21 protein-coding genes and 1 pseudogene are annotated in these 20,778 nt (G+C 38.6%); 15 read left to right on the top strand and 7 right to left on the bottom strand.

The annotated features are described in order from the left end of the window. The first annotated feature begins 3 nt into the window (after nt 1–3). The 3 genes from lpdA (at nt 4) to KHA88_RS07555 (ending at nt 2,796) form a co-directional block, all read left to right on the top strand. The gene (gene lpdA / locus KHA88_RS07565; RefSeq protein WP_213096499.1) at nt 4–1,413 is read left to right on the top strand and encodes a dihydrolipoyl dehydrogenase; all 1,410 of its coding nucleotides are present in this window, start codon (nt 4–6) and stop codon (nt 1,411–1,413) included. A 136-nt stretch (nt 1,414–1,549) separates the two neighbouring features. Further along, complete coding sequence (locus KHA88_RS07560) at nt 1,550–1,846, top strand: hypothetical protein (RefSeq protein WP_249305879.1); 297 nt, start codon at nt 1,550–1,552, stop codon at nt 1,844–1,846. A 104-nt stretch (nt 1,847–1,950) separates the two neighbouring features. Beyond that, complete coding sequence (locus tag KHA88_RS07555) at nt 1,951–2,796, top strand: polysaccharide deacetylase family protein (protein WP_213096500.1); 846 nt, start codon at nt 1,951–1,953, stop codon at nt 2,794–2,796. A gap of 439 nt (nt 2,797–3,235) precedes the next feature. Here KHA88_RS07555 and KHA88_RS20950 read toward each other — a convergent pair. Beyond that, nucleotides 3,236–3,319: pseudogene (locus KHA88_RS20950) on the bottom strand (transposase); the annotation flags it as partial. Nucleotides 3,320–3,506: 187 nt separating this feature from the next. Next, nucleotides 3,507–4,979 carry an aminotransferase class I/II-fold pyridoxal phosphate-dependent enzyme gene (locus KHA88_RS07545; RefSeq protein WP_213107239.1) on the bottom strand — a complete coding sequence of 491 codons (1,473 nt, stop codon included), beginning with the start codon at nt 4,977–4,979 and terminating at the stop codon, nt 3,507–3,509. 237 nt (nt 4,980–5,216) lie between these two features. Between KHA88_RS07545 and KHA88_RS07540 the strand changes: the two genes are divergently transcribed. The 3 genes from KHA88_RS07540 to KHA88_RS07530 all read left to right on the top strand — a co-directional run bounded on the left by KHA88_RS07540 (nt 5,217) and on the right by KHA88_RS07530 (nt 6,883). Continuing rightward, nucleotides 5,217–5,492 carry a UPF0223 family protein gene (locus KHA88_RS07540; protein ID WP_213096502.1) on the top strand — a complete coding sequence of 92 codons (276 nt, stop codon included), beginning with the start codon at nt 5,217–5,219 and terminating at the stop codon, nt 5,490–5,492. 241 nt (nt 5,493–5,733) lie between these two features. Then, nucleotides 5,734–5,928, top strand: a complete 195-nt coding sequence (locus tag KHA88_RS07535; RefSeq protein WP_213096503.1) for a hypothetical protein — start codon at nt 5,734–5,736, stop codon at nt 5,926–5,928. Nucleotides 5,929–6,088: 160 nt separating this feature from the next. Beyond that, nucleotides 6,089–6,883, top strand: a complete 795-nt coding sequence (locus KHA88_RS07530; protein WP_213096504.1) for an inositol monophosphatase family protein — start codon at nt 6,089–6,091, stop codon at nt 6,881–6,883. A gap of 46 nt (nt 6,884–6,929) precedes the next feature. Here KHA88_RS07530 and KHA88_RS07525 read toward each other — a convergent pair whose 3' ends face one another. After that, a complete protein-coding gene (locus tag KHA88_RS07525) occupies nt 6,930–7,115 on the bottom strand; it encodes a YlaF family protein (protein ID WP_213096505.1) in 186 nt (61 codons plus the stop codon). A gap of 299 nt (nt 7,116–7,414) precedes the next feature. Here KHA88_RS07525 and typA point away from each other — a divergent pair, with 299 nt between their 5' ends. After that, a complete protein-coding gene (gene typA, locus KHA88_RS07520; RefSeq protein WP_213096506.1) occupies nt 7,415–9,256 on the top strand; it encodes a translational GTPase TypA in 1,842 nt (613 codons plus the stop codon). A gap of 105 nt (nt 9,257–9,361) precedes the next feature. Then, nucleotides 9,362–9,715, top strand: coding sequence for a YlaH-like family protein (locus KHA88_RS07515; RefSeq protein ID WP_213096507.1), 354 nt, complete (start codon nt 9,362–9,364; stop codon nt 9,713–9,715). 84 nt (nt 9,716–9,799) lie between these two features. Here KHA88_RS07515 and KHA88_RS07510 read toward each other — a convergent pair whose 3' ends face one another. Both KHA88_RS07510 and KHA88_RS07505 read right to left on the bottom strand, forming a co-directional pair. Continuing rightward, the gene (locus tag KHA88_RS07510) at nt 9,800–10,000 is read right to left on the bottom strand and encodes a YlaI family protein (RefSeq protein ID WP_213096508.1); all 201 of its coding nucleotides are present in this window, start codon (nt 9,998–10,000) and stop codon (nt 9,800–9,802) included. A 71-nt stretch (nt 10,001–10,071) separates the two neighbouring features. Further along, a complete protein-coding gene (locus KHA88_RS07505) occupies nt 10,072–10,671 on the bottom strand; it encodes a YhcN/YlaJ family sporulation lipoprotein (protein WP_213096509.1) in 600 nt (199 codons plus the stop codon). A 173-nt stretch (nt 10,672–10,844) separates the two neighbouring features. Here KHA88_RS07505 and KHA88_RS07500 point away from each other — a divergent pair, with 173 nt between their 5' ends. Beyond that, complete coding sequence (locus KHA88_RS07500; protein WP_213096510.1) at nt 10,845–12,173, top strand: PhoH family protein; 1,329 nt, start codon at nt 10,845–10,847, stop codon at nt 12,171–12,173. Between the two features lie 44 nt (nt 12,174–12,217). On the opposite strand, the gene KHA88_RS07495 is transcribed toward KHA88_RS07500, so the two are convergent. Further along, nucleotides 12,218–12,712, bottom strand: coding sequence for a peptidyl-prolyl cis-trans isomerase (locus KHA88_RS07495; RefSeq protein ID WP_213096511.1), 495 nt, complete (start codon nt 12,710–12,712; stop codon nt 12,218–12,220). Between the two features lie 234 nt (nt 12,713–12,946). On the opposite strand from KHA88_RS07495, the gene KHA88_RS07490 reads away from it, so the two are divergent. Both KHA88_RS07490 and KHA88_RS07485 read left to right on the top strand, forming a co-directional pair. Continuing rightward, nucleotides 12,947–13,228 carry an Fpa/YlaN family protein gene (locus KHA88_RS07490; protein WP_213096512.1) on the top strand — a complete coding sequence of 94 codons (282 nt, stop codon included), beginning with the start codon at nt 12,947–12,949 and terminating at the stop codon, nt 13,226–13,228. A gap of 136 nt (nt 13,229–13,364) precedes the next feature. Further along, nucleotides 13,365–14,606, top strand: a complete 1,242-nt coding sequence (locus KHA88_RS07485; protein ID WP_213096513.1) for an FtsW/RodA/SpoVE family cell cycle protein — start codon at nt 13,365–13,367, stop codon at nt 14,604–14,606. A gap of 109 nt (nt 14,607–14,715) precedes the next feature. Here the strand turns inward: KHA88_RS07485 and KHA88_RS07480 are convergent, their stop codons facing one another. Further along, a complete protein-coding gene (locus KHA88_RS07480; protein WP_213096514.1) occupies nt 14,716–15,684 on the bottom strand; it encodes a COX15/CtaA family protein in 969 nt (322 codons plus the stop codon). Nucleotides 15,685–16,159: 475 nt separating this feature from the next. On the opposite strand from KHA88_RS07480, the gene cyoE reads away from it, so the two are divergent. From cyoE to KHA88_RS07460, 4 genes are all read left to right on the top strand, one after another. Then, nucleotides 16,160–17,074: a heme o synthase gene (cyoE, locus tag KHA88_RS07475; RefSeq protein ID WP_213096515.1), complete on the top strand. Its 915-nt coding sequence runs from the start codon at nt 16,160–16,162 to the stop codon at nt 17,072–17,074. Between the two features lie 94 nt (nt 17,075–17,168). Then, entirely contained in the window at nt 17,169–18,251 is a 1,083-nt protein-coding gene (gene coxB, locus KHA88_RS07470; RefSeq protein ID WP_213096516.1) for a cytochrome c oxidase subunit II, read from the top strand. A gap of 27 nt (nt 18,252–18,278) precedes the next feature. Beyond that, a complete protein-coding gene (ctaD, locus tag KHA88_RS07465; RefSeq protein ID WP_213096517.1) occupies nt 18,279–20,147 on the top strand; it encodes a cytochrome c oxidase subunit I in 1,869 nt (622 codons plus the stop codon). Beyond that, nucleotides 20,147–20,776: a cytochrome c oxidase subunit 3 gene (locus tag KHA88_RS07460; RefSeq protein WP_213096518.1), complete on the top strand. Its 630-nt coding sequence runs from the start codon at nt 20,147–20,149 to the stop codon at nt 20,774–20,776. The genes ctaD and KHA88_RS07460 overlap by 1 nt, the downstream gene beginning before the upstream one ends. The last annotated feature ends 2 nt before the right edge of the window (nt 20,777–20,778 follow it).

Here is a 20,778-nt window from a genome sequence, read left to right as displayed (position 1 = left end):
ACAATGGTAGTAGGAGATTTCCCAATCGAAACAGATACAATTGTCATCGGTGCGGGCCCAGGCGGATATGTAGCAGCTATCCGCGCTGCCCAGCTTGGCCAAAAAGTAACGATCGTTGAGAAAGGAAGCCTAGGAGGAGTTTGTCTAAATGTTGGATGTATCCCTTCAAAAGCTCTAATTGCTGCATCACATCGTTATGAAACAGCTTTGAATTCAGAAGATGTTGGAATTAAAGCGGAAAAAGTAACAGTTGACTTCTCTAAAGTCCAGGAATGGAAAGCGGGAGTTGTTAAAAAGTTAACAGGCGGAGTAGAAGGCTTGTTAAAAGGTAACAAAGTAGATATCGTTCAAGGTGAGGCTTACTTTGTAGATGAAAACAGCCTTAAGGTTATGGATGAAAATTCATCGCAGACGTATACATTCAAAAATGCTATTATTGCTACTGGATCTCGTCCGATTGAACTTCCAACCTTCAAATACTCTAAACGAGTTCTTGATTCTACAGGAGCATTGAACTTGGATGAAATTCCTGGAAAGCTTGTTGTGATCGGTGGAGGCTATGTTGGTACGGAGTTAGGTACTGCGTATGCAAACCTCGGGTCAGAAGTAACGATTCTTGAAGGTGCAGACGATATTCTTAGCGGTTTTGAAAAACAAATGACTGCTCTAGTGAAGCGTAACTTGAAAAAGAAAAAAGTTGAAATTGTTACAAAAGCTATGGCTAAAGGCGTTGAAGAAACCGAGAACGGCGTTACAGTTAAATTTGAAGCAAAAGGTGAAGAAAAAACAGTTGAAGCGGATTATGTCCTTGTTACAGTTGGACGGAAACCGAACACTGATGAACTTGGCCTAGAACAAATTGGCGTTAAAATGACGGATCGTGGCGTCATTGAAATTGATAAACAATGCCGAACAAATGTAACGAATATTTTTGCCATCGGCGATATCGTACCTGGACCTCCATTAGCTCATAAAGCTTCTTATGAAGGAAAGATTGCGGCTGAAGTTATTTCGGGCCAGCCATCTGAAATAGACTATCTTGGAATTCCAGCTGTCGTATTCTCTGAGCCTGAACTTGCTACTGTTGGTTATACTGAGAAGCAAGCAAAGGATGAAGGACTTGATATTGATGCGGCTAAATTCCCATTTGCAGCTAACGGACGCGCGCTTTCACTAAACAATACGGATGGATTCGTTAAGTTAGTGACTCGTAAGGAAGACGGCTTAGTGATTGGAGCGCAAATTGCAGGAGCTAACGCATCTGATATGATTTCAGAGCTTGGACTAGCAATTGAAGCAGGCATGACTGTTGAAGATATTGCCATGACTATACATGCACATCCAACATTAGGAGAAATTACGATGGAAGCAGCTGAAGTTGCATTAGGAACACCTATCCATATTGTAAAATAATTTTACTAAAATACCCTTTCCAGCAAATAGGAAAGGGTATTATTTTTCATTTCTTTTTATAGAAATGTAATATTTATGCAATATATAGGAGACATTAATTGGTTTAAAATGTAGTGGGAGGTGCATATTATCAGTAATGGTATTATTAAACGGAAATGATGGTGATACCGTGCTGATGAAGAAATATGTCGCCCTCCTGCTGCAGTTAATCATTTGGAGTGGATTTACGATGGCTCAATGGCTATCTGGAAAAGATCACTTTTTTTCAAAAATCATTTTGTTCGTGGTGTTTTTTTATCTTGCCTTTTTGCTTGCGAGAATGATAGTAAAATCAAATAAACTCACCCTGTGGATTACAATTATGAGCCTTTCAACATATGGAATGCTTCATCTACTGCTTTCTTATGTGATGACAGATAGCATTATTCTTTAAAATATTTTATATATAACCTATTATTTTGAATGGAGAGATTAATAATTTCGGACAAGGGTATATTATAAGAAAAATAAAGTATCAGTTTGAGAGAGGAGAACAGAATGAAAAAGCTAATGACCATGTTAGCTGCAATATTAATATTATCAGCATGTAGCAGCCAAACAGCATCGAATAAAATGAATGAAGAAAAAGAAAATGTAGAAACAGAGGAAAATAAAGCAATAGAGGAAAATACAACAAAAGATAAAGAAAAGGAAGCGCTGGAACAAGATACAGCGGATGTTGAAGAGGAACAAGTGACAACAGCTCCTGAATATAAAATGAATGAGAATAATTACGCGCTTGAACCTATTGGAAAAACAAATCCAAAGGTTGTCTTACTTACAATCGATGATGCACCTGATAAATATGCGCTAGAAATGGCCCAGACATTAAAGAAACTAGATGCCCCGGCCATATTTTTTGTTAATGGCCATTTCATAAATACGCCTGAAAAAGAGCAAGTTTTAAAAGACATTTACGAGCTTGGCTTTGAAATCGGTAATCATACATATTCTCATTCCGATTTAACAACATTAACTCCTGAAAAACAACGTGAAGAAATTCTTTCGGTGAGTAACAAGATAGAAGAAATTACAGGTGAAAAGCCGAAATTCTTTCGGGCACCATTTGGAGCAAATACAGATATAAGCAGGCAAATTGCATCTGAGGAAAATATGCTCGTAATGAACTGGACTTACGGCTACGATTGGGAAAAGCAGTATATGACGAAAGATGCTATTGCTGATATTATGATTAATACTGAATTTTTACGTGATGGAGCAAATTTACTCATGCATGATCGAGAATGGACAAACGCTGGCTTGGAGGAAATTGTAACAGGCTTAAGAGATAAAGGGTATGAAACTTTAGATCCTAGTTTAATAGAAACGCCAAAAAATGATTGATGAATGAGCTATTTACTGAAAAAAGAGCATCTGGTCAGATGCTCTTTACAGATTGTCGATAAAGAGTATATTTCTTGGCAATTTTTCATTAATTGATAGTCTCTTTGATTTCCGCTCCGGGCACTCGCTTTCCGCGGGGAGGTCCGAGAGCCTCCTCGGCGCTTTGGCGCCTGCGGGGTCTCCCGTGACCTCTAGATCCCGCAGGAGTCGAGTGCCCTCCGCTCCAATCAACAAGGATGCGTACCAACATAAGTATTGCAACACACTTTTTCTAACCTCTAAGTGTGCTGCAATCTTTTTTTATATTTTGACAGTCTGAAGTGAGGAGAATCTGTTCACTTGCATTCTTCAATTCCCGTAACTGGTAGTAGCGAAGCCCATGCAGCTCTCTTGAGTCTGCGAAGCTTCGTTCAATTTTTTCAAATCTAATTTATAAAGCATTTTTCCCGAAGGTAGTGAAATGAGGCATTTCTGTATGATAACCGAAACCTAAAAACCAACGATAAGCCGTGTTGGTTTGGAGAAGCGTCCGCTCGACTCCTGCGGGATCTGCGAGACAGCCGAGACCCTGCAGGAGCGTAGCGACGAAGCGGCTCGGCGCTCGCCCCGCGGAAAGCGAGCGGTAAGCCTCGGAAAACCAGATCTAACTAATATAAACTCGCTTTTTCGAGTTTTTTACAGTCTGAAAAGAGCATCTGGTCAGATGCTCTTTATTTTATAGCCTTATGTTCTTTAATGACTTTCAGGGTTTTCAAAGTTTCATCTTCAGGCCCTTGAACGGGCAATCCGACATCAATATTCTTTCGGATATAGCGTAAATTTTCTTCTGTTATAATTTCCCCTGGAATGAAAATAGGAATTCCGGGTGGATAAACCATTATAAACTCTGCACTGATTCTGCCTGCGGAATCTTCAAATGGAACAATCTCAGTATCAGAATAAAATGCATCTCTAGGTGTCATGGCAAGAAGCGGTATCTCCGGAAGAAAGACAACACTATTTATATTTTCTTCATTTGATTTGCCATACTGTCGTGATAATTCTTTCAGGGCTTCAATAAGCATATTTCCTTCAAACTCCGTGTCACCAGGCGTGATAATACATAAAATATTATATAAATCAGATAGTTCAACTTCGATTTGATATACTTCGCGAAGCCATTTTTCTGCTTCATAGCCATTTATCCCTAGATCTTTAACTGAAATAATTAATTTGGTAGGATCGTATCCGTATACCGCCTTTGACTGCAATATCTCGTGACCTGTACAAGATAGATGAGGGATGCTATTAACCCTGCTTCGGATGGAATTGGCAAGGTTAATAGATTCATCAATTAGATCCCTTCCTTCCGTTGCTAGTCGCTTTCTTGCAGCATCAAGCGACGCTAACAATAAATAAGATGTTGAAGTTGTCGTTAGCATGCTTAAGATAGATTGTACACGCTGGGGCGAAATTAGACCTTCACGGATGTTTAAGATGGAGCTTTGGGTTAATGATCCACCGAGCTTGTGCACGCTTGTAGCGGACATGTCGGCCCCAGCTTCCATAGCTGACATTGGCAAGCTTTCATGAAAATGAATATGGACGCCATGAGCCTCGTCAACAAGTACTGGGAGATTATATGAATGGACAATCTCTACAATCTTTTTCAAGTCTGCCGTGATCCCAAAATAAGTCGGGTTGATGACGAGCACCCCTTTAGCATCAGGATGCATATGAAGTGCTTTTTCTACAGCTTCAGTTGTAATGCCATGGGAAATACCCAGTATAGGATCGATGTCTGGATGGATAAAAACGGGTACTGCTCCAGAAAAGACAATTGCAGCCATGACTGATTTATGAACATTCCTTGGAACAATGATTTTATCGCCAGGTCCACAGACTGACATGACCATTGTCATAATAGCACCGCTAGTCCCTTGAACTGAAAAAAAAGTGTGGTCGGCTCCAAATGCTAAGGCAGCCAATTGCTGCGCTTTTTTAATCATCCCTTTAGGATGGTGTAAATCGTCTAAAGGCGCAATATTAATTAAATCAATAGATAAAGCATTTTCACCGATGAATTTGCCGAATTCAGGGTCAATTCCTGCTCCGCCTTTATGGCCGGGTATATGGAATTGAATTGGCTTTTTTTTCACGTGCTGAACCAAGCCTGTAAATAACGGCGTTTCTTGTTGAGACAATGATCTCCACTTCCTTTTGTATGCACATGATTGATCTTAATGAGTTATTAAAATATAAATTAAAAACACAAAAATTATATCATCTATGATTTTCTTTTCCTAGCATTTTCTAGTTATTCGCCATCAAGATTGAAAAAAATGATGAATAGTATGAGAATACATTTAGGTATATCGGTGCTGTCGTGAACAAATAATAAAAACCACGACGGAAATAATGGATTTGAGGTGAGGAGTAAAATGGAGTATCAGTACCCTTTTTCCCAAGATTGGACCACTGACGAAGTTATTGACGTAGTTAAGTTTTTTCAAGCTATAGAAAAAGCATACGAAAAAGGAATTGTTAAAACAGAATTAATGGAAGCGTATCGGAGATTTAAGGAAATTGTACCTAGTAAAGCAGATGAGAAAAAGTATTGCAATGAGTTTGAAGAATCAAGTGGATATTCATCATACAAAACGATCCAAAAAATGAAAGCCGAAGAAACAGATAACACAATTAAAATGAATCAGTGAGCACTCCGATTGAAAAAGCGATAAGTTTACAAAAGTTGATAAACGGGTACAAAAAAACAAAAGCAATCATTATAATTTAAGTGTTTTTTCACATTGTGCTGTCGATCATCTCCCGGGACTTAAACAGTATATAGGTGAACACACAATTTTGTTACCGGCATTCTCTCGGCAACATACTATATAACAAGTAGTTCCCGAAAGTGAATTTTAGTCATATCAATTTCGGAAGGGGTGTTTTTCCATGAAACAAGTAATGAATGCATATCGGAAAAAGAGCTTGGATAAACAAAGACTTGCCGTCCTTCGTCTAGAACTCAATTATGAACTAGCTGTTCTTTTTGAAGCGTTGCAAGATGAAAATGAAGATATGAAATCTAAATCGAAGCGTAAACTGGAAAGAATACGTGAAGAATTATTAAAATTGGAGGCCCTCTAGGTAGAATTTTATGTGGCTGACAGTGAAAACAATTGATAATCGATATTGAAACGGACTCCCTGAACGCAGGTTGTTCGTTTTTTCCTTGATAATACATATTTTTTTCTCTAAGCTATAGTTAATGAACTCGGAAGAAGTGGATTGCGATGGAGGAATGAAAATGACATGTTGGGCTAGTGTGGATGAACATGCTAAATTATGGTTGAAAGAAGCAGGCAAAAAAATCATTGCTTCCTTTCAGACAGCACTTGAGATTAACACGAAAGCTGATGCAAATGATTTAGTCACAAATATTGATCAGCAAATTGAACAATATTTTACAAAAGAAATTCGATTGACATTTCCTTCCCATAAGATTTTAGGTGAGGAAGGGTTCGGAGACGAATTAGTGAATACAGATGGTGTGATCTGGATAATCGATCCGATTGATGGGACAATGAATTTCGTCCATCAGCAAAGAAACTTTTTTATATCAATCGGTATTTTGGATAATGGTATCGGTAAACTTGGCTATCTTTATGATGTGGTTCATGATGAGCTATATTATGCTGAAGCAGGGAAGGGGGCATATTGGGATGAACTAAAGCTCCCTAAGCTAGAAGAGGTTCCTGTAGAAAACGCACTAATTGGCTGTAGTGCTACATGGATGGCTCCTAATCGTTATATGGATCCAACTAACACCCTAATCCCTTTAGCGCAGGATGTAAGGGGAACGAGGTCATATGGTTCAGCAGCTCTCGAATTTGCTTATGTTGCAACAGGAAGGCTTGACGCTTATATCAGTATGAGACTTTCACCATGGGACTTTGCTGGCGGTAAAATTATCGTTGAAGAACTTGGGGGAATTGTCACGGATTTGAACGGGGAAAAGTTAAGTATCCTTCAAAAGAGTTCTATCTTAGTAGCTAAGCCGGGTCTTCATGCAAAAATCCTCGAAAATTATCTAAAAAAATAAGTCTAAAACGGAAAAGGCGCATATAGTGCGCCTTCATTCTATTTTATTATAGTTTCCCCGCATCAAGCATTTTTTTCTTTACCTTAAACCCGTAGCCCATAACAGCAACTAAAATAATCAAACAAACAATCATGCCGACTGAACTTCGTGCACCCAAGAATATCCCAATTCCTACGATAGAGAAGGTTGCCAATATGGCTAGGAAAAGGAGATTCCATTTGATATTATTCATTAACTCGCCTCCTTGCAATCCTATAGTACAAAAAAAAATACCTTTTTTCTACAGAATGTGTTATAATCATTCAGTTAATCCTATAATAAAAGCTTTAAATAAAAAGAGATGAGCATCCCAATATGCTTATGCTTTTTATATCATACATCTAACATGTCTAGCTACAGCGCCTAGCCCCTCGAGGTCAAATAACCTAATCCAATAAAAGTCAAGACCGGACTTTTGTTGGATCAGAACATTTGCTTGTCGGGGCTGACCAAGGCGCTTGCGCTTTTCTTAATTAGGCAGGAGGAAATAAATTGAAACTTAGAGAAGATATCCGGAATATTGCCATCATTGCACACGTTGACCACGGTAAAACCACTTTGGTTGACCAGCTTTTGAGACAATCTGGAACATTCCGAACAAATGAGCAAGTGGCAGACCGGGCAATGGATTCCAATGATATTGAGAGAGAACGTGGAATAACCATCCTAGCTAAAAACACCGCCATTCAATATAAACAAACGAAAATAAATATAATGGATACACCTGGACATGCTGACTTTGGGGGAGAAGTTGAGCGGATTTTAAAAATGGTTGATGGTGTACTTCTTGTTGTTGATGCATATGAAGGTTGTATGCCGCAAACACGATTTGTGTTGAAAAAAGCTTTGGAACAAAATTTAACTCCAATTGTGGTTGTAAACAAAATCGACCGCGATTTTGCTCGCCCAGAAGAAGTCATAGATGAAGTCTTGGAATTGTTTATTGAATTGGATGCAAGTGATGAACAACTTGAATTCCCTGTTATTTACGCTTCGGGAATTAATGGAACAGCGAGTAAAGATCCAAATCAGCAGGACGATAATATGGAGGTATTGTACGACACCATTTTGGAGTTTATCCCAGCTCCAATTGACAATAAGGAAGATCCGTTACAATTCCAAGTTTCTTTGTTAGATTATAATGATTATGTCGGAAGAATAGGAATTGGCCGGATTTTTAGAGGTTCCATGAAGGTTGGACAACAAGTTTCCATTCTTAAGCAAGATGGAAAAACGAGACAATTTCGCGTATCTAAAATGTTTGGATTTTTCGGTTTGAAAAGGGTCGAGATTGATGAAGCATTTGCAGGTGACCTAATTGCTGTTTCTGGAATGGAAGATATCGATGTGGGTGATACAATTTGCCCAACAGAGCATCAAGAGCCACTGCCGCCATTAAGAATAGATGAGCCAACGTTACAAATGACATTTCTCGTCAATAATAGTCCGTTTGCCGGGAAGGAAGGAAAATATATTACATCCCGAAAAGTTGAAGAACGGCTCAAAAGCCAACTTGAAACAGATGTTAGTTTAAGGGTAGATGATACTGAGTCCCCTGATGCTTGGATCGTTTCTGGTCGTGGTGAACTGCATCTATCAATCCTAATTGAAAATATGCGCCGTGAAGGATTTGAATTGCAGGTCTCTAAGCCACAAGTAATTGTAAAAGAAATAGATGGTATTAAATGTGAACCGATTGAACGTGTCCAAATAGATATCCCAGAAGAGCATACAGGCAGTATAATCGAATCACTTGGTTCTAGAAAAGGGGAAATGTTGGACATGGTCAATAATGGAAATGGCCAAGTTCGTCTAATTTTTAATGTTCCAGCTCGAGGATTAATTGGGTACACGACAGAATTTATGTCATTGACAAGAGGTTACGGTATTTTGAATCACACGTTTGATTCCTACCAGCCGATGCAGCAAGGAAAGGTCGGAGGCAGGAGACAAGGCGTAATCGTATCAATGGAAACCGGTAAAGCCACGACGTACGGTATTATGCATGTAGAGGATCGTGGAACCATATTTGTAGAACCGGGAACAGAAATATATGAGGGTATGATTGTTGGAGAGCATACACGGGAAAACGATATAACAGTAAATATTGCAAAAACGAAGCATGCGACAAATGTTCGCTCAGCAACGAAAGACCAAACAACTGTTATCAAAAAGCCAAGAATTATGTCTCTAGAAGAAGCGTTGGAGTATTTAAATGATGATGAGTATTGTGAAGTAACTCCAGAATCAATCCGACTTCGTAAGCAAATTCTAGATAAAAATGAACGTGAAAAATATGCTAAAAAGAAGAAGTATGCTGAAATCGAACAATAAATGATTGTATGAAAGTAAAATATGCTATGCTAGACTCGGTCCCTGTGCGCAGGGCCGGGTTTTTACACTTATAATTATATATGGAAGGGAGTTGCGAAGAACTTCATGTTACATATATTTTTTGTTTTAGGGTTAACGACCGCAGATCAAAGAGCAATCGACAGTTTTTCTCCTACTTTAAGATTTTTTTATCTTTTGACTAATAATCCATCAATAGCGAATTGGTTATTATGGTTTACCATTACAGGCCTTGCTATTTTGGTTTATAAATTAGGATTTGCCAAAAGATTGCCTTTACTAAAATCTGCTGTTATTTATCTATTTCTAATAACAGGATGCTTATTTTTAACATTCCTTGCCATTTTCCTGCCGATCGCAGAAGGACTTATGGTTGCGGCCTTAATATTAATTATTTACAAAATAAGACTGAAACGTGAAAAAAAAGCAGGAACTATATAACCAAAAGCGTAAGCGCCTTGTTCAGATGAAAAAACCCGCTACATCTTTAGATGTAACGGGTTTTTTTTTGCTTTTATGCAGCAATTAAAAATCGTTTTCTTTTGTGTTGTAACTATACAGTTGAAAAGATCCGCTTGTATGTCTTGCTTCTGTATTGGCTTTTATTCGATCATGGCAATTCTCGCACATATAAGTGTGAATAGGTCTGTTTCGTAATTTTTTTGCAAGTGGCGAACCGTCTTCTAATGATGACTGCTGGTCACAAATAACACATTGTACTTTCATGGTTTAAACACCTCTGGTGAATGAAAACATTCTATTTCACCACATTATAACATGAAATGCCATAAAAATAATTACTTTTGTTGATTGGACTGGTCTTTCTGTTCCATTTCTAATTCCCGATCATTTGACCTATTCATTTCATCTTTTGGTCTTTCCGTAGCATTTTGTGGGTTTTTTCCGTTCTCAGGAAGAGGTACGTCAGGCATCAGTCTTCCAATCATTGCCGAGAGTTCATTCATAATCCCTTGGATTGGTTTACCTGCAGAAATTTCCCTTCGCATTTCTATTAGCCTGGCATTGACATCTGGATCGGCAACTACCATTGCACCTACTCCTTGTGGATCATGCCTTAGGCTTTCAGAAACGGCATACTTAATTGTCCCTACTTTTGATCGGTCAACATTGGGGTCCACATCAATTCCAACTATGGCGATATTCCCAATTACTAATCCCGTTGCATTCCTTACATTCGGTATATCTCCTGCCAAGTCTGCTAAATATTGCGCTCTTTGTTCATCTACCATGTCCGATCGGTCCCGAACATCTATGTGACTGTCCTTAACCGATACTCCTTGGGGCATGACGTCCATATTATTCTGATGTTGGGTATTCTTTTGTTGGCAAGCGGACATCAGCAACAAAAACAATAATAAAAATAATGCATTTCGCATATCCATCCCTCCAGTGCTTCCGCATTTCTCTTTTATTTTGCTATTTAATTCTATCTTTATTCAAACTGTCATATATTTCATAAAATAGTCTGATCCCCTGTATGGCTAACTGCTGGAACCGGCCGCCGTAAAGCCACATATGATATATCAAAAAGGAGCAGGAGGCATCAATATTGACGAAAATATACGTGTTAGATACAAATGTCTTGTTACAAGATCCAAATGCGGTCTTCTCATTTCAGAATAATGAGATCGTAATTCCTGCTGTTGTACTTGAAGAAGTGGATTCAAAAAAAAGATATATGGATGAAATTGGCAGGAATGCAAGACATGTTTCGAAATTAATTGACAGCTTCAGAGAAGCAGGGAAACTCCATGAAAAGATCCTACTAGAGAATGGAGGAACGCTGCGGATCGAACTTAACCACCGCTCCTTTCATCAACTTCAGGAAATATTTATAGAGAAAACAAATGATAATAGAATTTTGGCGGTAGCAAAAAATATCGCTATAGAAGAAGAAACAAAACCTAATGGAAAACCCGTCATTCTCGTTAGCAAAGATGCTCTTCTAAGGGTGAAAGCTGATGCTTTAGGTTTACAGGCTGAAGATTTCTTGAGTGATCGAGTAGTCGAAGTCGATCATCTTTATACCGGTCTTCAAGAATTGCATCTAGATATAGATAAAATTGGTTTATTTTATGAAAAAGGTGAGTTGCCATTGGAGAAGTTTGCTAACCAAAAGTTTTATTCTAACCAATTCTTAATCTTAAGAGATGAACTTGGAAGTTCGGCATCAGGAATTGGTATTGTAAATCACACTGGCACAGTCGTAAAAAAACTCGTAAATCATTATGACTCGATTTGGGGGATTAAACCTAGAAATGCTCAGCAAACTATGGCTGCTGAACTTTTATTCAGGAAGGATATTCAGCTAGTCACCATGATTGGAAAGGCAGGAACGGGAAAAACCTTATTGGCGCTTGCTGCAGGCCTGATGCAAACTGAGGATTTACGTATGTATAAAAAGTTGCTTGTCGCTCGTCCGATTGTACCTGTCGGGAAAGATATCGGATATTTACCGGGGGAAAAGCAAGAGAAGCTCAGGCCGTGGATGCAGCCGATATATGATAACCTTGAATATTTATTTAATACTAAAAAGCCAGGTGAACTAGATGCTATTCTCGCTGGAATGGGGTCAATTGAAGTTGAAGCGCTAACCTATATCCGCGGACGCAGTATACCTGATCAATTTATTATCATTGACGAAGCGCAAAACCTAACGAAACACGAAGCTAAAACAATCCTGACAAGAGTAGGGGAGAGAAGTAAAATCGTATTTATGGGGGATCCAGAGCAAATTGATCACCCTTATTTGGACGAATACAATAATGGACTAACTTATGTATTAGAAAGGTTTAAAGAAGAACCAATCGCAGGACATATAAAACTTCTTAAAGGGGAGCGTTCCGGTCTTGCGCAGTTGGCAGCGGATTTATTGTAAGATAAAAAGCAGTCGGATGATTTTGATATCCGGCTGCTTTTAAATTATTCTACCCTAAATGCTTTCACGTTTTTAATTGGATTCTCACGGTTTGAGCCGTCAGGATAAAGAATATGAACAGGACCGTTCTCAATCATCGGCTTCCCATCTTTTGAGAATTGAACGATTATTTTGTAACCTTCTTCTAAAGGAAGATCAATTTCTTCTGTAATAGTTTCAATGACGAGCTTAGTCGCATCCTTGGCAGGTTCAGCATTTTTTAAAAAAGGCTCGAATATGATGCCAAATGTTCCCGTCAAAATTTTAACTTTTTCAAATTGACGCTCTGATTTCAATGTTGGGGGAGAGACAGCACCTTCTTTAATTACCCTATCCCAATGCTTCGATACGACAGTAAATTCCTCGCTATCTTTACTCTCTTTTTGCTTTTCTGTGAAATATGTATTTAGATCAATTCGGCGATCATCGAAAATCCAAACGCCGGCATCAAGTGTAATTGGGAACTTGACTTTTCCTTTGATTGGCATGATTGTATCCACAATTTCAGCCCCTTTCTATAGTCTAGTAAATTATATCGCGAATACCGGTAAATTAAAAGTTGTTGTCCCCTTATCATAACTGACAATACATATCATTATTATTAATATGAATCCCGGTCCATTTACCCTTGCAATTTGGGCAGTTTAAATGTAAAATTTACAGATAGTATTGTCTATTTGTTCATATGTCTAGCGCAAGGCGCTTGCGCTTTTCTATAAGATAGGGGGATTTATGTGGTGTCTGAAATGAAAATAGATCATCGGGAAAAAGCCTATGCCCTTCTTAAGGCAGACGCTGAGAAAATATTGCGTTTGATACAGGTGCAAATGGACAACTTAACAATGCCGCAATGCCCTTTATACGAAGAAGTGCTAGACACTCAAATGTTCGGATTATCCCGCGAAATAGATTTTGCTGTCCGTCTTGGCTTGATCGATGAGAAGGATGGGAAAGAATTAATGGGCTCGCTTGAGAGGCAACTTTCTTCACTGCATGAAGCATCATTGAAAAAATAAGGGTTTTCCGGCTAAAAGGGAATCTTAGTATAGCTTTTTGTTATGCTTGCGTGCAGGAATTTTATATTAAAACTCAAACAGTTCGATGTAATTGTTTGGGTTTTTTTATAACTCAATTATAGATTGGAAGAGTTTTATGTTCAAAAAAATACTAAAATCTTATGACTATTCGATTATAGCTGTGTACATATTGCTTTGCTTATTTGGTCTTGTGATGATATACAGTTCTAGTATGGTAATGGCTGTCCAATGGTATGAATACCCTGCCGATTTTTTCTATCAAAATCAGAAACTTAATTTATTGGCGGCATTTACAGTTTTTTTATTCTTTGCAGTTTTTCCTTATAAGGCATTTAGGAATAAAAAGTTTCTTATTGTGATGACGATTATATCTGTATTAGGTTTATTTGCTGTTTCTGTCTTAGGTCATGTAACAAATAATGCCCAGAGCTGGATTCAAGTAGGGGCAAGGAAGGTACAACCATCAGAGTTTGTAAAAATCAGCGTCATTATTTATTTATCAGCTGTATATGCAAATAAACAACGTTATATTGACCAACTGAATAAAGGCGTTTTTCCGCCCATTATTTATCTAGTTTTTGTCTGTTTCTTAATAAAAATAGAACCGGATAACGGAACTGCGGCGATTACTTTATTAATTGGTTTAATGATTATTATCTGCTCTGGTATGCGATTAAAGACGATTATTAAACTTATTATGATGGGAGTTTTAGCTGCATCGTTGCTGGCTCCATTTGTCATTTTGAAACTTGATAAATTTTTCACAGCTGGAAATATGAAGCGGATATCAGGATTCTTGGATCCGTTCGGAACAGCAGGGAATGAAGGATTTCAACTCGTCAATTCTTATTTAGCCATCGGTTCAGGGGGATTAAAAGGTTTAGGCTTAGGCCAAAGCATTCAAAAGATGGGTTATCTTCCGGAAGCTCACACGGACTTTATTATGGCGGTCATTGCCGAAGAATTAGGAGTGTTTGGAGTTGGATTTGTAGTGCTTGGGCTAGGATATATTGTCCTTCGGGGTTTTTATGTTGGCATTAGATCCCGGGATCCATTTGGCAGTATGCTGGCAATAGGGATTGCTGGAATGATTGGAATTCAAACTTTCATCAATCTCGGAGGAATGTCGGGATTGATTCCGATTACAGGAGTACCATTACCATTTATTAGTTATGGCGGTTCTTCCATAGTAGTTTTATCAATAGCAATGGGAATTCTCACAAATGTAGCCATGTTTAGAAAATATGATGAAAAGTTTAAGACTAAAAAGACTACACCTGAACCAAAGTTAGAATCATCTCCTCTTAATTATCGTAATGAAACAAAATTCCGAAACCGATCAAAATTAAATATATAGATTGCGGTTTGGAGAAGCGTCCGCTCGCCCCGCGGAAAGCGAGCGATAAGCTTCGGAAAACCTGCCTTACCAATATAAAAAAACTTGCACAACGGCTGTGCAAGTTTTTTTATTGAATAATTACTTTAGTTGTTTTCAATTCCGACTCTTGAACTTTATCATACGCTGCTTCTGATACAACTTGAGGATTTCGAGTTAGCAGCATAATAAAGTAACTTAATAAACCGAATAAACATGCGATAAACAGAGCGTGTGCTAGCGCAAAGTAAATATTTAAGCTAGTTATGACAACGATAGCACCTGCTGTTACTTGTAGAGTCACAATAATAAGAGCGATAATCCATCCCCAATACATTACCTTTTGGTGCTTGTAATGTTTCATGGCAAGTATAGCTATATACGCAATCCAAAGGAAAATCAAGCCTGCAGCTAGACGGTGACCCATCTGGATCCATTCATATATATTTGCAGGAAAAGCAAAAGCTCCGTTTACGCAGAGCGGCCAATCCCGGCATACGAGGCTTGCGTCTGTATGTCTGACAAGGGCCCCTGTATAAACGACTGCATAACTATAAATTGTTACACCAATAGTGTGGACTTTCATTCTTTTATCAATAACGAGTTTACTCGTATCGAATTTTTGATCTACCTCGAAAACAAGCAAGGTTAATAAAAATACGGCTGCAAATGAGATGAGTGATATGCCAAAATGAAGGGCTAATACAAAATCAGACTGAGGCCACATGACTGCCGCTGCACCAATCAATGCTTGCAAAAGTAAAAAAGAAACAGATAGAACTGCTAATGGCTTCGTTTCTTTTTTGTGACCGATTGCTTTCCAAGCCCAAATAGAAAGGCCTAGAACGAGTAGACCTGCACTTCCTGATACAAGACGGTGAGCAAGTTCAATAATAAGGGCCGGCGTAATTTCCGTTGGGATCCACTCTCCGTTACATAACGGCCAAGTCCTTCCACACCCAAGCTCGGAACCGGTTTTCGTCACCAATGCTCCTCCAAGCAAGACTCCCAGCATGACAAATGTCGTGAGAACAGAAAACCATTTTAATTTGCGGTGCAAATCTTCACCTTCTTACTATAAATATTAATTCCATTTCCGATAGTACATAATCAGACAAGAAAAAACAACCGACAAAATTGTTACAATACCTAAATGGAAAGTGAAAGCTTGATAATACTTCTAATTTTTGCTAAAAGTAATAGAAGATATACTTAAGTAAAACAGTTGCCTATTTGAGTGAGCTGTCACAGATTGGACATACTCTTTTCGCAATGATTCTCCAAATTAAATGAAAAATATGATTTAATATTGAATTGGACCAATATAACTATACCCGGCTAGCATTCTGTTTTTTTGTCACAATATGGTACAATATTTAAAGCGGTCTGTCATATATAATGAATCGAAAGATTTTTAGAAAGAAAAAATAGTGAACAAATACTGAAATCTAGCGGGAAAGTGAGAAAATAAGCGAGGAATGCATTATAGTATTTATGTATGGACTTAGAATTTTGCAAAGAAGGGAGGAATTAGAATGGGAAATAGTCGTACTCTAACAACAATGCAAGAAACATCTAGCCCTCCAACAACTGCATGGAAAGATTTTGCGGCACTTATCAAAATTGGCATCGTAAATTCCAATTTAATTACGACATTTACTGGCCTGTGGCTAGCATTTATGTTTACAGGGGCACATTTTCTCCAGTCAATTGATATTGTGATTTTCACATTGTTGGGTTCATCGCTTGTTATAGCGGGCTCATGTGCATTGAATAACTACATAGACCGGGATATCGATCCGATTATGAAACGAACGAAAGGAAGGCCAACAGTTACCGGCAAAATAAGTGGATCTAGAGTGCTTATCGTCGGTTTCACTTTCGTATTTCTAGGATTGGCCATGTTGTTTATGACCAATATTACAACTGGGATCATTGGCATTATTGGTATATTCAGTTATGTTGTTTTATACAGTATGTGGTCAAAGCGACTGTATGTAAGTAATACGGTTATCGGTAGTATTTCAGGTGCGGTTCCACCTTTAATTGGTTGGGCAGCAGTTGATCCAACATTACCGCCTATGGCTTGGATGCTGTTTTTGCTCATGTTTATTTGGCAGCCGCCACATTTTTATGCGTTAGCCATGAGAAGAGTGGAGGAATATAGAGCTGCCGGTATCCCAATGCTTCCTGTTGTAAAGGGATTCGCTGCAACAAAAAAACATATCATCATTTGGGTAGCCATGCTTTTACCAATTCCGTTTTTCATGACGTCCCTAGGACTACCTTTTGTTATTCTTGCAACAGCTTTTAATATTGGCTGGCTTGCTCTCGGTGTAATTGGGTATAGAATGAAAGACGAAATAAAATGGGCTACACTTATGTTTGTATATTCATTAAACTACTTGACGATTCTGTTTACAGCAATGGTCATCTTTACTGTCATTTAACTTTAGGAATTCTTTCTTTAATAGGAAATCCACATAGAAGAACCGGTCCTTAGAACCGCTAAGACACTTTACGAAAGAGGGGTTTGATTAAACTATGAAAAAATGGCTGCAAAAGTGGCGTCTCGCATCAGTTTTTGCGATTTTGGCGCTTGTCCTGTCAGGATGCGGCGAGCCATTCCTGTCCGCTCTTCGACCGGCAGGTCAAGTAGCTCAAGAGCAATATGACCTTATTCTGTTTAGTTTAGGAATCATGATGTTGGTCATCGTAGTAGTTTTCGTCATCTGGATTATTGCACTCGTGAAATTCCGTCGAAAAAAAGGCGAAGAGAACAAAATTCCTAAACAAGTTGAGGGAAGTCATGTACTAGAAATTATTTGGACAGTTATCCCGATCGTTTTACTTTTAATCCTTGCTGTTCCAACTGTTGCTGTTACTTTTTCCCAAGGCGATGTATCCGCAATTGGTAAAAAAGATGAAGACGGCAATCCGGAAGCACTTGTCGTCAACGTACGCGCTCATCTTTACTGGTGGGAATTTGAATATCCAGATTTAGGAATCGTAACAAGCCAGGACCTTGTTATTCCAACTGAGGAAAAAGTTTATTTCCAATTGAAATCTGCAGATATAAAGCACTCGTTCTGGATTCCTCCACTTGGCGGGAAACTAGATACGAATCCTGATAATATCAATAAGTTTTGGTTAGTAGTCGATCAAGATAAAGCAACCGAAGCTGGAGATGTTTTCTACGGAAAATGTGCTGAATTATGCGGTCCTTCGCATTGGCTCATGGATTTTAAAGTAAAAGCATTGCCTAAAGCTGATTTTGATCAATGGGTTGCAGGTATGCAAAATGCTGAAAAAGTTCAACCTTCAACTGATCTTGCAGTAAAAGGTGAAGAAATTTTCAATAATAGCTGTATTACTTGTCATGCTGTCGGTACGGATAACGCAACACCACCTGAAGGTAGAATTGCACCTAACCTAGCAAATTTTGGAGAACGCGAAAAAATTGCTGGTGTTCTCGATCATAATGAAGAAGAATTGAAAAGATGGTTAAAAGATCCGGAAAGTATTAAACCCGGAAACAAAATGACCAATACTTATCCGAAGTTGGAAGAGGATGAATTAGATGCTCTTGCCGCTTATTTAATGGAATTAAAAGTACACAATAAATAAACGGCCCTGAAAAAAGGAGGTTAAAACGTGAGTAGTATTGCTCAAAAAAGAGGCTTCGGAGCTACGGTTTGGGACTACATGACAACTGTAGACCATAAGAAGATTGCTGTTTTATATCTTGCAGCAGGTGGTTTCTTCTTTTTACTTGGCGGACTCGAAGCGATGATTATACGAATTCAGCTGGCTGTACCTGACAGTAATTTTGTCAGCGCCGGAGTATTTAATGAAATGCTTACAATGCATGGTGTTACAATGATATTCTTAGCCGCCATGCCGATCTTAATTGGTTTCATGAACTTAGTCATGCCACTGCAAATTGGTGCCCGTGACGTTGCATTTCCATTTTTGAACTCCCTAGGATTTTGGCTGTTCTTTTTTGGAGGATTGCTTCTGAACTTATCATGGTTCTTAGGTGGTGCGCCTGATGCAGGTTGGACATCATATGCATCATTGTCACTTAATTCTACAAGTCATGGTATCGATTTTTATGCATTAGGGTTACAAATATCAGGGTTTGGTACATTAATGGGCGGAATTAACTTCTTGGTTACCCTTATTAATATGCGTGCCCCTGGAATGACTTATATGCGTATGCCGATGTTCTCATGGACAACTTTTGTAGCGTCAGCACTAATATTATTTGCTTTTCCTCCACTTACTGTTGCATTGTTCATGCTTACATTCGATAGGATGTTCGGAGCAAACTTTTTTAATGTAGCTGCGGGAGGAAACACGATTATCTGGGAGCATTTCTTCTGGATTTTCGGTCACCCTGAAGTATATATTCTTATCTTACCGGCATTTGGTATTTTCTCTGAGATTTTCTCAACCTTTTCAAGGAAGCGCCTTTTCGGATACTCATCGATGGTATTTGCGACAGTATTAATTGGATTCCTTGGATTCATGGTTTGGGCTCACCATATGTTTACGGTTGGGCTTGGTAATATCGCGAACGCAATTTTCGCAGTTGCATCGTTTGCCATTGCAGTGCCAACTGGGATTAAAATTTTCAACTGGTTGTTTACGATGTGGGGAGGAAGTATTAAATTTACTACTCCGATGCTTTATGCAGCAGCATTTATTCCTTCATTCGTTATGGGTGGAGTAACGGGCATCATGGTCGCGACGGCACCTGCCGATTATCAATTCCATGATACGTACTTTGTTGTTGCCCACTTCCACTATGTTATCGTTGGGGGAGTTGTGTTAGCGATTTTGGCTGCTACGCATTTCTACTGGCCAAAAATGTTTGGTACTATGCTTAACGAGACACTAGGTAAACTTACTTTTTGGTTATTCCTAATCGGTTTCCATTTAACTTTCTTCATTCAGCATTTCCTAGGGCTTATGGGAATGCCACGTAGAATTGCTTCCTACATGGATGGACAAGGATTAAATCTTGGAAACATGATCAGTAGTATTGGTGCAGCATTCATGGCTGTCGGAGTCTTGATTTTGTTGTATAACATTATCATTACACAAGTTAAAAATGTACGTGTTGGCAATGACCCTTGGGAAGATGGACGTACACTTGAGTGGGCGCTTCCTTCACCGCCTCCATTTTACAACTTTAAGCAGCTTCCTTTAGTTCGTGGGATTGATCCTTATTGGCTTGAAAAAATGGAAGGTAAAACAGAGATTACACCGGCTGAGCCACTTGGAGATATCCATATGCCTAATGGTTCAATCCTTCCGGTTTTCATCTCACTAGGATTCTTTATCGCATCATTTGGCGCCATTTACCGGACGGAACATTCATGGGGACTTGCAGTATTGATTATTGGACTAATCGTTGCATTTGGTTCAATGTTACTCAGATCCCTGAAAGATGATCATGGTTTCCATATTCCAAAATCAGAATTAGTGGATGATAAAGATAAGGGGGTAAAGGCATAATGCATGTTGAAGAGAAATTCACACCAAAAACATGGCCTGAAGCACCCGAAAAAGCAACCCTTGAGGGGAAAAATAAATTTTTGGGTTTCTGGTTCTTTCTTGGAGGCGAAACAGTATTGTTCGCTTCCCTCTTTGCAACATATCTTGCATTGAAAGATAAAGTTCCAACGAGCAAAGATTTAATTTCAACTGATATATTTGAACTGCCGCTTGCATTCATTATGACAATGGTTCTTCTTACAAGTTCTATCACGAGCGTGTATGCCATTTACCATATGAAAAACTTTCATTTCAAGAAAATGCAGGCATGGCTATTAGTTACAGTACTATTAGGCTTGACTTTTCTTGGTTTAGAAATATATGAATTCTGGCATTATACTTCCGGTTTAGGATTTGGATATACTTCGAGTGCATTTAGTTCAGCGTTTTATACACTCGTTGGTTTCCACGGGGGGCACGTTGTGTTCGGTCTTGGCTGGATCATTGCATTAATGGTTCGAAATTCGAAAAGAGGATTAAACCTATTCAACGCTCCTAAGTTTTATGTTGCGAGCCTTTACTGGCACTTTATTGACGTTGTTTGGGTGTTTATCTTCACTGTTGTATATTTAATGGGAATGGTGGGATAAAA

It is taken from the genome of Lederbergia citrea, from assembly GCF_018343525.1.
Lineage (GTDB): Bacteria > Bacillota > Bacilli > Bacillales > Bacillaceae_C > Lederbergia > Lederbergia citrea.
The sequence above is the reverse complement of the archived record's forward strand: the minus strand, read 5'-3'. Positions and strand labels throughout refer to the sequence as shown.